We start from the raw sequence: 16478 nt of genomic DNA on the forward strand, positions 1-16478 counted from the left end.
TTCCAGGCTGCTTATTTTGATTGATTTTAAATAAAATTCTACTTGGCTTGAAATTTGAAATTGGATGTTGAGACCGAAATTTTATTACTTTCGTAGAAAATATCAACGACTTGTTTCGATTTACAATCCTTGTCTGTTTTGTAATCCATTCACTTCATACTTTTGGGCAAAACCAACACTTTGTTCCACTAGTGATGGGTGGCAGCTGTTGTTGTGGAGAATTTGTTGAAATTTTTTACCCAAATTTAGATTTTGAAGATTCTCCTGCTCCTCCACCGGGCGGTTTAATCCTTTATTCAGCCGGAGATTTTTTTTCAGGTTGGACCTGCACAAGAGCTACCATTGATCACAAGGATGGACTTTTTGGTAATCTAACCCTTGGAAATCCTAATGGACGATCTAATTTTATCGACTTACATGGTTCTCCTGGTTTTGGTGCCATTGAATATAATTTAACAGGTCTTACTCCCGGAAATACTTATCGGGTTGATTTTTGGACAGCACAAAATGGCAGTGGATATACATCTACTGGAACCTTAAAAATAGCGGGTGGCGCCTGGCGCAATGTAAATTGGATTGTGAATACAGACGGCAGTGTTTTTTGGTTTAAAGAGTCTCATCTTTTTATGGCAATGGCTACTTCTGCAAAAATGGAATTTAGCAGCGTTGGTGGAAGCGAATGGGGCGGAACATTACTGGACGATATTAAAATATTTGAATGCCCCGGTGATCAGGAAGAACCTATCGTAAACAACCCACCAGAAGATTTTGATGTTGAATGTGATACCGAGATTCCTAAAGTTCCGGTATTAAGTGTCAGTGATAACTGCGATCTGAATCCAGATTTCACGTATAAAGAAACCATAGTTCTCCTAGACCCCTGTACAAAAGTTATTACCCGTACCTGGGATATAAAAGATGATTGTGGTAATATCCACAAAGAAGATCAAATCATTAAAATACAAGATAACACAGCACCTGAATTCATAAAAGACCCCGAAGACAAATGGGCTGACTGTGCAAGTGATGTGCAAAAACAATTCAACGATTGGATTAAGAAAAATGGAAATTCAATTGCAACGGACGCCTGCGGTAAAGTGAGCTGGAGAACTACTATTGATCACGATCCTAAAAAATCATGCGATACGATTTTGGTAGAATTCATTGCCATTGACCATTGCGGTCAGGAAAGTTCTGCTTACGCGAACTTTTATATTCTTGATACAATGGCACCAAAAATCATCAAAAAGGCAGAAGATAGAAACTTTTTTTGCATCTCAAATACGAAAGACTCTTTAAAAATATGGCTACGCAATAACGCATTTGCAAATGCAATAGATAATTGCGATACAACCCTTTGGTCAAATAATTTTGATGGTGATTCTTTAAAGTCAACTATTAAAGTTCAATTTTATGCCCGGGACTTATGTGGAAATTTAGATTCTACGGAAGCCACCTTCCAACAAAGAAACAATAGTGATACATTTCGAATATTTCAAACTTCATGCACCATTTCTCAAAGCACTTTGGATACTCTCGTTTATACCCTCAATGGTTGTGATAGTATTGTAATTCTAGAGAATACCAAAGTCAATTCAGATACCACGCGTTTCATTTATACAAGCTGCGATGCTTCTCAAAACCCATCAGATACGAACACTTTAAAAAACATATATGGATGTGATTCATTAATCATAAATCTATACATTTTAAAACCAAAAAATACAACTTTACTTCAAGACTATTCTTGCAATTACATTTTAAATACATTCGATACTATTTTTATTCAAGGTCAATTTTGTGATTCTATTGTGATTACAGAAAGAATCCCACTAAAAACTGATTCGATTTTAATCCTAAATAAAACCTGTGATACTACGCAAAGTGGTATCGTTTTTATTCAATTAAAAAACCAATTTTCCTGCGATAGTATCATTCAGATTATTACCAGCTATGCAGCTGAAACGATTACAAAACAAACGTCCTTCGAATGTGGTTTAAAATCTGCATTTACGGATACCTTAAAATTTAGCACAAGCTTCTGCGATAGCTTGGTAATTATAGATCATCTACCACTTTCAACAGACAGCATCTATTTAATAACACATACCTGCAATTCTAAAAATGCAGGTATTTTTAAAAATAAATATCAAAATAATTTTGGATGTGATAGTATTGTTGTTCAAGAAATTGTTTTAGACCCTACAGATTCCATATCCATCTATAAAACTTCGTGTAATCCTTTGGATACTGGAAATATAACTACAATATTCACAAATAAATATGGTTGTGATAGTATGATCGTTACTAAAACCAGTTTCATTCCTGGGGATAGTACATTCTTACTTAATTTGAGTTGTAATCCAAATGAAACTGGAATTAAAATAACGTACTTAAAAAATAAAAATGATTGTGACAGTGTCATTGTAAATCAAACTGATTTTCTAAAAGCTGATACTACTTATATAAATAAAATAACTTGTAATCCTTTAGATCAAAAAATGGATACTACTGTATTTCAAACCAATTTTTGTGATAGTACGGTAATTACAAATATTCAGTTTATACCATCTGATACTTTAAGGGTCACAAAACAAACCTGCAATGCAGCATTCGCCGGATTAGATACTTTAGTTTTGAATAATTCCAAAGGCTGTGATAGTATAATATTCATAAATACCCAATTTGTAGCTTTAAAATTAAAATATGAAATAGACTCAATATCCTGTTTTGATAAAAATGACGGCTCTTTCCGGATCTTAAATAAATTAGATTTCGGCAGTCCTTTTCAATTAATTAGTAATCAAAAATCAAATGGAAACATAGATCATTTAGATCAATTAAAACCAGGAATGTATCAAATATATGTTAAAGACAATAATGGTTGCATTACCGATTCAATAAACTTTAACTTATTCAATCCGGCAGTCTTGATTACAGATTTAGGAACTAATCTTCTCGTTGAAAAAGGTGCTACCGTAGATTTGAAACTACAATCAAATGCAACATTACAACAAATATTCTGGCAACCTACTTCATTGACTTCATGCCAGAATTGTCAACAAATCAGTTTGGTAGCTAATCAAGATATCTGGATTTACACATTGGCAATAGATGAACGAAATTGCAGTAGTTTAGACTCCTTGTTTATTAAAATCAAAAAATCTTCCTATGTTTATGCACCCAATGCGATATCGGCAAATGGAGACCAAATAAATGACTTTTTCTATCTGATAGCAGATGAAACATCCATTATAGAAATATTAGAAGTTTATAATCGTTGGGGTGAATTGCTTTTTTCAGCAGAACATATTCAACCAAATATACCAGAACTGGGATGGAATGGTAGTTTTAAAAATAAAAAAATGAACCCAGGCGTTTATATATATTATGCAAAGCTTAAATTAAGTGATGGGCGTATAGAAATCCTAAAAGGAGATTTTACATTAATCCGATAAGCTTTTCAATTTTAAACAAGTGCACAAATTTTATATTATTTGACCATTAATTTTTAAAATTCTCATTTATGAATCAAAAATTACTTTTAATTATTCTGCTATTCATTGGATTTGAATTTCCAATGCTGTTACAAGCCCAGGTTAAAAAAACAAATCTAAAAAAAGAAACAACGATTGATTCTGTTAAAGTTGCAAAAGATACTACTAAAAAAGTTTCACTTCAAGAAAAGGTTAAAAGCAGTCAAAAAATAACAGGTTTATTTACTTTATTTCAAGATACAGCAAATGGTTCGATCCAAATGTACATTACCAAAGCACAGTTAAATAAAGAGTACATTTATCAAAGTTTTAGTTTAGGTGGTCCGGCTGAATTATTTTTAAATCAAAACATGATTCGGGAAACCTGGGTTTTTACAGTTAGAAAAGTATTTGATAGAATTGAATGGATTCGTACGAATACCAATTTCTATTTTGATCCAAATAATCCAATAAGTAAAGCAGCGAATGCAGATGTGTCGGATGCCATTTTCTATTCGGAAAAGGTAATGGCTGAAGATTCGTTAGGATTTTTAATAAATGGTGACAACTTATTTTTAAGTGAAAAATTAGACCCTATAAGACCATTTTTACCTCCAACACTTCCACCTGGTGTTGTATTTAATTTAGGATCCCTTAATAAAGACAAATCCCGATATATAAAATTGCGTTCATTTCCACAGAATACCGATGTTGTGGTAAATCTTGCATATGAAAATGCTGCTCCAATAAATTTTGGAGGAAGAGATATCACAGATGCTCGATATGTACAAGTTAAAATGCAACATAGTTTTATTGAAATGCCTGTCAACGATTATAAACCTAGAATGGATGATCCGAGAGTAGGATTTTTTACACAAGAAGTTAATAACATGACAACTACAGAGATCCCTGGTTATAGAGATTATATACAACGTTGGCATTTGAAGAAAAAAAATCCTAAAGAGGCATTAAGCGAGCCCGTTGAACCCATTGTTTGGTGGGTAGAAAATACAACCCCACTGGAATTGAGACAATTCATCCTAGAAGCTGGTAACAAATGGAATGTCGCATTTGAAAAAGCAGGCTTTAAAAATGCAGTGGTTATGAAAATGATGTCTGATACTGCAAGTTGGGATCCTGCGGATATCAGATATAATGTAATTCGATGGGTTAGTTCCGATTTGGGCTATGCCATTGGACCCAGTTTTGTAAATCCCAGGACCGGACAAATTCTTGGTTCTGACATCACGATTGATTATGGTTTTATGAGGGCATTTACAAGAGAAAGTGATTTATTTGAAGCCACTGGACATCAACATCCAGTAAATCATATAAATCCTAAAAATTGCAGTTTGGGAATGGGTATGAGAATGCAACATTCAGCAGGACAAGCTTATCTTGAATGTATGGATGCTACAGAAAAAGAATTCAAAGAATTACAAAAACAATACATCACAGAATTAGTACTTCATGAAATGGGCCATACTATGGGTTTGATGCATAATATGAAATCCAGCCATATGTTAAGCCCTGAAGAACTTTTAAACAAAGAAATCACTGGTAAATATGGTGTCACTGGTTCCGTTATGGATTATTCTGTAATAAACCTATCTCCAGATCCAACAAAGAAAGTAGATTTTTATACAAGCATTACGGGTCCATACGATGCTTGGGCTATAGAATTTGGTTATACACAATTTCCAGAATCAGAAGAAAAAGAAGGACTTGCAAAAATTTTATCAAGAAGTACTGATCCAAAATTAATTTTTGGGAATGATGCAGACATTACATTTACAGGTAGTGGCATCGATCCTCGGGTGATGGTTTGGGATATGAGTAATGATATGGTTAGTTATGCAGAAGGTAGATTTAAGTTAGTAAATAAATTAATGCCCACTTTAAAAGCGCGATTTATTAAATCCGATAAAACTTATGAATCTTTAGTAGAAAAATACTATTCCCTACTGTATCAGCGATATGGTATGGCAAATTCGGTTAGTAAATATATTGGTGGCATTTATATTGACCGAAGCTTACCAGGACAAAACTCTGGAAACCAACCTTATACTCCGGTTCCGGCATCTTATCAAAAGAAAGCCATGAATTTATTAAACAACTATGTTTTTTCACCAAATGCATTTGAAGCAGATGCTCAATTATTCTCCTATTTACAAAGTCAACGCAGGGGCTTCAATTTTTTTGGTGGAACTGAAGATCCAAAATTAGATGGACATATTCTTGGTTTACAACAGTCTACTATAGACTATCTTTTAAATACCACTACTTTAAGACGTGTTAACAATTCTAGCTTATATGGAAATACGTATTCTGTTGTTGAAATATTAGAGGATTTAACAAAGGGTATATTTGATGGCGACCAAGCAGGAATAGTGAACATATATAGGAGGAATATTCAAACCAAATTTGTTCAAAAATTAGGATCTATAGTTGGCAATTCATTAAATACTTATGACCAATCCTCAAATGCCGCGTTATATAATTGTCTCCTTTCAATCCAAACTAAAGTTAAAAAAATGAAAGCAACGGATGCTCAAACTAAAGCTCATAAAAGTTATTTAATCTACCTTATTGAAAAAGCTTTAGATACCAGTAAAAAATAGTCATATAGTATTTGTTAATACATTTTAAAATCAATTAGAAATAGCTGATTTAGGTTAAAAATCAGTTAAAATTGGAGTATTTATAATCATTTTGTTTCAAAATAAATTTAGTTTTACGCATGCAATCAACTACTTATTTAAAATCGTCTTTATTCTTCTTGTTTTCATTCTTGGCGTTCAATATGACCTCGAATGCTCAAGCATCCAGTTCAAGCTACAAAGCAGAAAATGCAGGCTGGCTTGTTGACCTCGATGAAGCTTATAAACTATCTAAAAAAACAGGTAAACCAATTCTGGCAAATTTTACTGGAAGTGACTGGTGTGGATGGTGTAAAAGATTAACTGCTTCCGTATTTAGCAAACCTGAATTTAAAACCTGGTCAAGCAAAAATGTTATTCTATTAGAACTCGACTTTCCAAAGAGAAAAGAGATTCCAGCTAATATTAGACAGCAAAATGCTTCCCTTCAACAAAATTTCCAAATACGAGGTTATCCAACTATTATTGTTTTTGAATTAGATAAAGATAAAAAAACGAACCAATATAATTTTGGCATTTTAGGTCAAACAGGATACAAAGCTTCAGTAGATGAATTTACAGCGGATGTAAATCAGATGATTGCAAAAAAACGTAAATAAATATATTTCATTAGCAATTATTGCTAAGGTTTTAATTGCACTTTATGGTCTAATCTAAATTTATAAATTTAGATTAGACCATTTTTATTAATTGCCATTTTACTGCTTTGTAATGTAACAATTATAGTATCGTTTCAAATAATTTAAATTTAGTTCATGGAAAAATTCTATCGTTAAGAACTAAACATAAAATCCTTTGAAAGTGATTTCCTGAAATTAAAAAAAATATACTTCCAGCATTTTTTGTTTAAATTCCACGGCATACAGAAAGAATGCACAGGCTTAATCTACCTATAAAAAATATAAACCTTATACTTTCAACAAAAAATGATCCGCTAGATAAAATAATTTCGCAAACAAATTCATACTCCAATTAAATTGCATGAAATAAATCCATATTTCCAATTAAAACTTGAAGTAAAATTATAGATCTATAAATCGATTCCACGTATAAAGATTCCAGTTCAAAATTTCAGGTTTATTTTTTTGGTGGGTTGCGTTGTGCAATTTCAAAAAAGGACATTGCTTTTGCTGTATCTCCTAAATTTAGATATGCTAAACTTAGGAATTTTAAATTTTCATCATTCGTGGAATCTCTCAAAAATGCTTTATCCAGGTATACAATTGCGTTTTGATACTGCTTAAGATTAATATAAGCTCCACCAATATTAGTCCATGCTTTTGCAAAAGTAGAATCTACTTTTAATGCCTGGAAACTTGCATCAATTGCTTCTTGATTTAATCTCTTGTTAAGGTAGCATACTGCCAAATTCGAATATCCTTCAGCATCATTTTTTTGCAATTCCAGATATTTTTTATAATCCATAATTGCCAGATCGAATTCTTTTAATAAAAAATAAGCTGAGGCTCTATTTTTATAGGCTACATCAAATTTAGGATTGAGTTCCAAAGATTTATTTAAATCTGCCATGGCAAGTTCTGATCGTCCGAGCTTTGCATAAACTGAACCCCGACCATTTAATGCATTCAAATAAGATGGATCCAATGCTAAAGCCTGATTATATTCCAAGATGGCCTGACTATCCTTATTCATATTAAAATAGATCACCCCTCTATTATAGAATACTTCTTTATCAATTACATTTAATTTCAAGGATTTTTCATAGGCCGACAATGCTTTTTCTTGCAAGCCTTCCTGTTGGTAAACATATGCTAAATTGGAATAGGCTTTAGCCGTTGGAAAACTTTTGATCGCACCTTCCCAGAGTGCTCTTGTATTTTTCCAAACAGCGGCCTGGCGAAAACTTAAAAAAGTACATATCACGCCAAGACACATAACCAGTATATATGCGTTCAATTCTTTCATTTTCAATATCTTATTTATATACCAAAACAATAAATAAAAAAGTCCGATATATGGCACATAAGTGTATCGCTCAGAAATGATTGCACTACCAACTAAAAAAAATTGAAGAACTAATACTAAATTGAATAAATAAAAACTGAAACCAAATGTAATCTCCTTATACTTCTTAAAAGTCTTCAAACACAAATAAACCGAAGCAGCAAATAGGAATGGAGACAATAAATAACTTTTAGACAATGCCTCATTGATCGGAGAAAATGGATAAAATGCAGACAATTTTAAGGGCCAAAACATTTTAAAAATATACATCATATATCCATAAAATGGAAAAAAAATACGCTTTGAAAGTTCGATTGTATTTTTTGTATCTGTGGCACCTGCCGTTGTCTGACTATGCAATGTTAGGTAGACCATGATACCTGAAAAAATAATAAACGGAACTTTTTGTTTTATTGCATTTAAATTGAGGGGTCGATCTTTATAATAATCCAATACAAATAAAATTGCCGGGAATACTAATGCCGCAGGTTTGGATGCTAATGATAAAAGAAACCAGATAAACGTTTTAAAATAGTCAGCTTGTTTATTAGTATCCAAATAATTAAGATAACTGGAAAGTCCTAAAATGAAAAACAAGGTATATAATACGTCTTTTCGCTCTGTTACCCAAGCTACAGATTCAACGTGCATTGGATGAACACCAAAAAATAATGCTGTAGCAAAAGCAATAAAAATAGTTCCTCCAGATAATTTTAAAATAAACTTATAAACTAAATAAACATTAATTAAATGAAATAGAATATTAAAAAGATGATAACTAAATGGATCATAACCTGAGATTGCATAATTAATTGCTAAACTTAGCATCGTAATTGGATGATAATTTCCCTGCACCGGTGTAATGAAAAACTTACTAAAATCCGAAAAACTTCGAATCATTTTATTATTCATCACATAGTCATTGTCATCCCAATTTACAAAATCGGCAGTCAGTGAAGGTATATATGCAATAAATGTAAGTGCCAGTGCAATGCAAACTAACCAAAAACCTGCATTAGGAATAGCAAATACTGACCGCTTAGGTACGTCTATTTGAATCACAGGCTTTGCATCATTCTGTTGTTTGTTTTTCTTCATTATCTGCCACCTTTTTTCAAATAATCAATAATTGCCAATCGTATATCATTTCTTAAATCCTTTGGATCTTCTTTATTGCCGTATGTAATTTTAATGATCTCCGGATTTTTAGGTGTTAAAAATTCCATAGCCTTTTCTCCACCTGTTAGTAAAAAATCATTCATTGCAACCTGATAATTATTACTTAAATTCAATAAATTCTTCTGTATTTTCCAATTCCCATCCTGCATTCGCTCTATTTGATCCCACTGCAAATATCCTCCTGACCCTTTATTACTCCATCCAGCATCCAATACTTTTTTTAATAAACTTCCTTTCAGTTCTACTTCAACAATACTACCTCCAAAAGGTAATGAACGTAAAATGTCATATTGAGACAGATTATCTTTTAAAATATCATCCACCCTAACACTTCCGGAATTTAAAATTGAACATACACTTTTTGAGCATGCTTTAATCATTGATTTACAAATCATCTGACAAAATGGAGCTTGCTCATTTCTAACAATCACTTCTCGAGCATCGTAGGGAGTAAAAAGTTTAGTCAAAATTTCATCCGGATCAAAACCCATTTCACGCATAACTTTATTCTCAATAGCTTTCCATTTTTGGACTAATTGGTGGACCTCACCATCTAACTCGATGGATTTATCTAAACTTACTAAACTAGATCGTATAATAGATTTTCTTGTTAATGAATTAAAATAAATGCGATGCACATAAGCAGTTTTTGCATTTGCATCCGCTTTTGTCAGAATTGTATTTCCAATTTTATACTTCATATTTTCATGCTCGTGCCCACCAACTATTAAATTAATACTTGGAAAACGCTTTGCCATTTTAAGATCATCTTCTTTGTTTAAATGACTTAATAAAAGAATAAAATCAGCATCCTTTTGCACTTTTGAAATTTCCTTTTCTACACTTTCAAAAATATCTTCGTATTGAACATAACTCACTTTGTTTGCTGGAAGGCATGGTGAGATTACCGCGATCCTCACTTCATTGCCAGTTGCATTCTTAAATCGAATTGAAATGTGTTTTGGTATTGGAATTTTTTGTCCATTTGTTTCTTTCATAAACGGATTGCTAATTCCTGATTTTAATTGTGAAACATTTGTAGAAACCCAATCAAATTTAGATTCATTAATTCTTTTTTGTAAAGATGCTTCATCAATATCAAATTCATGATTTCCAAATGTTACGAGATCAATACCCGTTGCATTTAAAACATCTACCATATGTTTCCCCTTAATTCGTTCACCTTCCCATTTTAAAGTGCCCAACAAGGAAGGACTTAGAAAATCTCCTGCAAGCACCGTCAGGGTATTTGAGTTTTCTGTCATCAATTTTTTTCGAATAGTCGCAATTCTTGCAGCTCCTCCAATAGTTCCATTATCCAATGGTGCTATTTCATAAAAATCATTTATCTGCAAAATCGTAAACTGAACAAGCTCTTTGTCGTTTAATTTTTCAGATTCTATTGAATTATTTTTTTTACTTACAGCACATCCAAAGAGAAAAACTGCACATAAAATAATATTTATTAAAACTTTCATTTAAATTGGGTTCAGGTTAATATTAGATATTCGTTAAAAATAGTATTGGTTTTCAGGTAAATGTATTCTAAATTATTAAAAAATCTATTACAGTTTGAAAATAAATTGATTTTTTTACTACAATTCCCGCTTATAAAGGATCTTATAGATAACATTTATTAAATTTCGGTAAATTATCTGAAGATTCGTAATTTTATAAATTGATTCATCAAGCTCTTTAAGCTTTTTTTTTGCAAAAATAATATCAAAAGGTTTATGCTCAAATATTTTAACTACTTGTTGAAGGCTGCAATATGGATTTTTATGACATTTTGTTCTTTGCAACTTGAGGCCACTCATATAATTGGCGGGGATATTAGTTACCGATGCCTGGGAGGTCAAGAATATGAGATCCGATTAACCCTAAGAAGGGATTGTATTAATGGCAATCCTGGTTTTGACAATCCAGCCAATCTGGGAATTTTTGATTCAAAAGGGAAACTCCAGATAAATCTTGGCCAAAATGGTGTATTGTTAATGCCGTATCGGACAGATGATACCCTAAATGAAGTTTTACGCGAAAATTGCGGTATCATCGGTGGTGATTTGTGTGTACACACCACGACCTATAAAGACACCTTAACTTTACCCTATGTAACAGGCGGATATATTTTAGCTTATCAGCGGTGTTGCAGAAATTACACAATTTTAAATATTGTCGATCCGCTTGCAACAGGAGCCACTTATACCGTTCATATAACCGAGAATGCTTTGTTAAATTGCAATTCAAGTCCAGTTTTAAGTCCTTATCCACCCATTTATATATGTGGCGATCAACCGATTAAATTTCATCTGGCAGCAATCGATGAAGAAGGAGATTCCCTGGTTTATAATTTATGTAACCCCTATTTAGGTGCAGATCAAACAAGACCAGCTCCATCTCCACCATCATCACCACCCTATGCTTCTGTTAGCTTTAAGCCACCCTATAATTTTCTTGATATGATTGGTGGAAATCCTGCATTAGCAATAGATCCAAAAACGGGTATTATGACAGGATTTGCAGTACCTATTATAGCTCAATATTTAATTGCTTATTGTGTAGAAGAATACCGCAATGGTAAATTACTTTCCATTTTGCGAAGAGATTTTCAAATTAATGTCAGAATATGCAATTCTGTACCTAAAGCAAATTTTGAATATACCCTAAATACCTGTTCTGATCCTATTGAATTAAAAATTCTCGATCAATCAACAGATCTATTTTCTCAGATAAATTTTTGGGATTGGAAAGTGATTTTGAATTCAATAGAATACAATTCTTCTAACCAAAATCCAAGCTTTAAATTTCAGGATACCGGACTTGCAAAAGTACAATTAGTAATACGCTCGAAAGAATTATGCAATGATACATTGATACAGAATATATTTATTAAATCTGTCAAACCAACTTTTGATAGTTTAAACTATACTATTTGCAGAGGAGATTCCATAAATTTAATCAAATCATTTAATACCAATGCAAGATATACCTGGACACCTGCTACGGGTTTATCCTGTGCGAATTGTCCAAATCCAAGAGCAAGTCCACAAAAAGATACAAAATACGTATTGACTACAAGCGATAGCACTTGCACACGAGCAGATAGTCAATTTGTTTTTGTAAAAAATTGCACTATTGATTCCTGCGCGATTGAAATTCGAAAAACATGTTTAGCGAATGGGATGATAGAACTTGCAGCAATTGATGCATATGGGAAATTGATTCAAGCGAAACCAAGAGTTCATGAATTATTTTGGGATATAAAACAAAGCCAACAGGACCCAGCTGTTTCCTTGCTCAATCGCAATCCAATTTTATTAAGGGCTCATCGCATATTTAGTTTAACTTCCAAGATATATAACTGGGAGCAGGGAGTCCCTAAAACCATAGAGTTTGCAAACATTTGCAAACGCATTTTAATAGATTCTTCTAATCTCGAATGCGCTGGTCCCTGTGCAGAAATTCAATTCATTCTTTCTTCCTGTGAAGATGACTATGATCAGGAACATAATTTAAACTTTCCTAGCGCTATTTGTGAATCTATTTGCAGTAATGCATGCAATTATATTGTTGCGCTATTTGAAACAAATGGAACTTTAATTGATCCTTCAAAATATAAAATTAAATGGTCCACTGGTGGAACTGGAGCTTATGTAATGATGATGGGACCTTATTACAATACACTCACCGCGGAAGTTCAATATGGAGATTGTATATGGTATGGAAGATATTGGAAACGTTGTAAAAATTATTCAGGAAATTTTCAATCGAATTCTAGTGGTTGGAATTTAATTACTGATGGAATTATAGACATTCAGAAAACGCAAGAACTTATTCGTCAATCAGAATCCAGTGCCATTTATAATTTGACAGGACAGTTAATTGAAAAAAGTCAAATTGAAAATTTGCAAAAAGGAATGTATTTTCTTCTTATAGGGGAGGACGCACAACAGAAAGTCTATAAATTTATTAAGTAAATTGATATTACAAAGCCATGTATATTCAATTTATTCTAATTGGGTTAATCGTTTTCTGTGATTCAGAATTAAAGGCACAAAATTCAGATTCACTTATTATTAATAGGAAGGTAGATAGTCTAATGCAAGTTGTACAGGACTATTTAGATATATTTGATTTTCAAAAAGCATTAGAAATAAATTCTGCCGCTGAAACCATAGCTTTACAAAAATTTGGCCACTATTCTTATTTATATGGCAAAACTAGTTTTAATCGTGGAAGAATATATGACCATAAATCTGAATTTACCAATGCAGTAAAATGGTATCTTGAATCGTTATCAATATTTGAAGAAACTAAAATTAAACCAACCTTTGATATAATTAAAAACCTAAATAAATTAGGCAATATTTATAGAATATTAGGTCAATTTGAAATTGCGGAATCTTGTCTATTGGAGTCTCTTAATTTACAAGAAAGCCAAATTGAAGCAAATCCAATAGAATTTGCCTTTTGCTTAAATAATCTTGGAATAATCTATTTCTCTTTAAGTCAATATGAAAATGCTGAGTTGTATTACCATCGTGCATTATCCATAAAAGAAAAGAGCGTAGGTAAAAGACATCCCGATTTTGCAGTAAGTTTGAACTGCCTAGCAAATCTATATTCTACATTAGAAAATTATCAAAAAGCAAATCTCTTATATTTACAAGCCAAAGAAATTTATGACATAAATCAAAATACAAAAAGTGCTGAATATGCATTATTACTAAATAATCTTGGAATTAATAATTTACAGCAGAATAACTTTGAATTATCTGAAAAATATTACCTAAAAGCAATCTCAATTCAACATGAATTGCTTGGAAATGAACATCCTGAGTATGCAACGAGTATAAATAACTTAGCCGCACTTTATTTCAAAATAGGTAAATTACCACAAGCTGATTCACTATTTTTAGAAGCCAGCTCAATTTGGCTTAAAACACTTGGAGAAGCACATCCTGAATACTTAGCTAGCCAAAATAATTTGGCTGCAATTTATTTTGCAATAAGTAATTTTGAAAAGGCAAAAGCAATTCTTAAAAAAACAAATGCAATTTGCAAAAAATTACTTGGTGAAAAGCACCCTGATTATATTCTAAATCTCATAAATTTAGTAAGTATTTATTGGCTTACAAAAGATTTTGATACAATTAAATCATATCTATCAGAAGTAATGAGTGCTGAAAAAACAATATTATATCAAGCTTCAAATTACCTTACTGAGTTTGAATTATCGAAATTTATTCAAAATTTTTCAGAAAAACAGAATATTGCATTATCAATTAATCAAGAAAGCTTGAATTTAAACGAAATTTGTTTTGACAATGCACTTTTCTTTAAAGGATTTATACTTAACGCCAGTGTGCAATTAAATAGACTAATTAAATTGGATACTAAAAATTATGAAAAATTACAATTTTGGAAGCATTGCAATCAAAATTTAGCTACACTATATGCAACGAAAGTTGTCGATAGAGATAGTCAAAATTTTGAATCTCTAATTGAAATTGCAAATACACTAGAAAAGGAACTCATTCAAACTGTAAAGGATTTCAAAAAAACGAACATGCAAGTTTATTGGAAAGACGTACAAAATAAATTAACGAATAAAGAAGCTGCTATTGAATTTGTTAGCTACTCCTTATCAAACTCTGAGTTCAATACAGACAGCATAATGTATGCTGCATTATTACTTAAACCTGATGAAAGCCAACCTATATTTATTTCCCTTTTCGAGGAAAAATCATTAGATTCTTTATTACAATTAAATGCAGAGCGGAAAACTGATTATGTAAACAATCTATATTCAATTGCAGGCCGAGGTGCTGTTGCATTAGAAACTCCAAAAAGAACTTTATATGAAATGATCTGGGAGCCAATAGAAAAATATATGGAAGGAATCAAAACGATTTATTTTTCTCCAAGTGGATTACTGCACAGAATTAATTTGGATGCAATACCTGTTTCGGAATCCGAAACATTAGCCGATAAATATAGACTCATTGAATTGAATAGCACCCGTCAATTGGTTATCCCGGATCAAGTCGAAATAGTGAATAACGATGCCGTATTATACGGGGGAATACAATTTGAAGCAGACACCACATTTCATAAAAATGAACCTGTAATTGCATCCCGATCAAGAGGAGAATTATCTTTTTCTAGTGTCGACTCAAGCCTGCGAGGGGGAAGTTGGAGTTATTTACCTGGAACTGCACGAGAAATAAATTCAATTGAAAGTATTTTGAAAAAATCAAAAGTAAAAATAACTTTGAAAACGGGAAATGGTGCTACAGAGGAATCATTTAAAAACTTAGGAGCAAATAATACATCTTCACCGCGAATATTACACATAGCAACACATGGATACTTTTTTGAAGATCTAATAAAAAGTAGTCAAAAGTCAGAAATTAATAGTCAAAATGAAAATGTTTTTAAAATGTCTGATCATCCGATGCTACGTTCAGGATTAATCATGGCAGGAGGAAATGCAACTTGGCAAGGTAAACAAACAATAGAAGGAAGAGAAGATGGAATATTAACTGCCTATGAAATTAGCCAAATGAATTTATCCAATACTGAACTAGTAGTGCTCTCGGCTTGCGAAACCGGATTAGGAGACATTCAAGGAAATGAAGGAGTGTATGGATTGCAGCGCGCCTTTAAAATTGCCGGTGCAAAATATCTCATCATGAGTCTTTGGCAAGTACCCGATAAGCAAACTTCATTGTTGATGACTACTTTTTATAAGAAATGGTTGAATGCCGAAGGTCCCGACAACGGCGGGAAAAAAATGACTATTCCGGATGCATTTCATGCAGCACAAAAAGAACTGCGAGAAATTGGATTGGATCCATATCAGTGGGCGGGGTTTGTACTTGTGGAGTAATCAATTTTTTATTCTTGCTCTTCTTTTCTAAAGTAATTTATTCGGTTTCGTCAGCATTTGTATCAATGGAATAATGATTATTTCATTCTCGCTCTCATTCTCCCTCTTTTCCTTGCGGTCTGCATGCTGACAAGCCTAATGGCTTCGTCAGCATTTGTGTCGGTGGAATAAACTTGAACATTGAAAATTGTTTGTTGAATATTGAAGAAATAGTCAATATTTTCCAAAGACATCGTAGTGGAAAAAATTGAATCAAATCAATTTTCCAATGCTCAATATGCAATGTTCAATACACAATGTCATTAT

The 16478-nt window shown here is 32.3% G+C and carries 7 protein-coding genes; 5 read left to right on the top strand and 2 right to left on the bottom strand.

Annotation, left to right across the window (positions count from 1 at the left end):
- Nucleotides 1-110 precede the first annotated feature (110 nt).
- From IPO86_15645 to IPO86_15655, 3 genes are all read left to right on the top strand, one after another.
- Nucleotides 111-3458, top strand: coding sequence for a gliding motility-associated C-terminal domain-containing protein (locus tag IPO86_15645; GenBank protein MBK9729540.1), 3348 nt, complete (start codon nt 111-113; stop codon nt 3456-3458).
- Nucleotides 3459-3526: 68 nt separating this feature from the next.
- A complete protein-coding gene (locus IPO86_15650) occupies nt 3527-6097 on the top strand; it encodes a zinc-dependent metalloprotease (protein ID MBK9729541.1) in 2571 nt (856 codons plus the stop codon).
- 119 nt (nt 6098-6216) lie between these two features.
- On the top strand, nt 6217-6735 hold the full coding sequence (locus tag IPO86_15655) for a thioredoxin family protein (GenBank protein ID MBK9729542.1): 519 nt from the start codon (nt 6217-6219) through the stop codon (nt 6733-6735).
- A gap of 478 nt (nt 6736-7213) precedes the next feature.
- Here the strand turns inward: IPO86_15655 and IPO86_15660 are convergent, their stop codons facing one another.
- Nucleotides 7214-9199 (bottom strand): tetratricopeptide repeat protein, encoded by a 1986-nt coding sequence (locus tag IPO86_15660; protein MBK9729543.1) that lies wholly within the window; start codon nt 9197-9199, stop codon nt 7214-7216.
- A complete protein-coding gene (locus IPO86_15665; protein MBK9729544.1) occupies nt 9199-10758 on the bottom strand; it encodes a 5'-nucleotidase C-terminal domain-containing protein in 1560 nt (519 codons plus the stop codon). The genes IPO86_15660 and IPO86_15665 overlap by 1 nt, the downstream gene beginning before the upstream one ends.
- A 303-nt stretch (nt 10759-11061) precedes the next feature.
- Between IPO86_15665 and IPO86_15670 the strand changes: the two genes are divergently transcribed.
- On the top strand, nt 11062-13257 hold the full coding sequence (locus IPO86_15670; GenBank protein ID MBK9729545.1) for a T9SS type A sorting domain-containing protein: 2196 nt from the start codon (nt 11062-11064) through the stop codon (nt 13255-13257).
- A gap of 17 nt (nt 13258-13274) precedes the next feature.
- Complete coding sequence (locus IPO86_15675) at nt 13275-16172, top strand: CHAT domain-containing protein (protein ID MBK9729546.1); 2898 nt, start codon at nt 13275-13277, stop codon at nt 16170-16172.
- The last annotated feature ends 306 nt before the right edge of the window (nt 16173-16478 follow it).

The organism is Saprospiraceae bacterium (assembly GCA_016717265.1).
Taxonomy (GTDB): Bacteria; Bacteroidota; Bacteroidia; order Chitinophagales; family Saprospiraceae; genus Vicinibacter.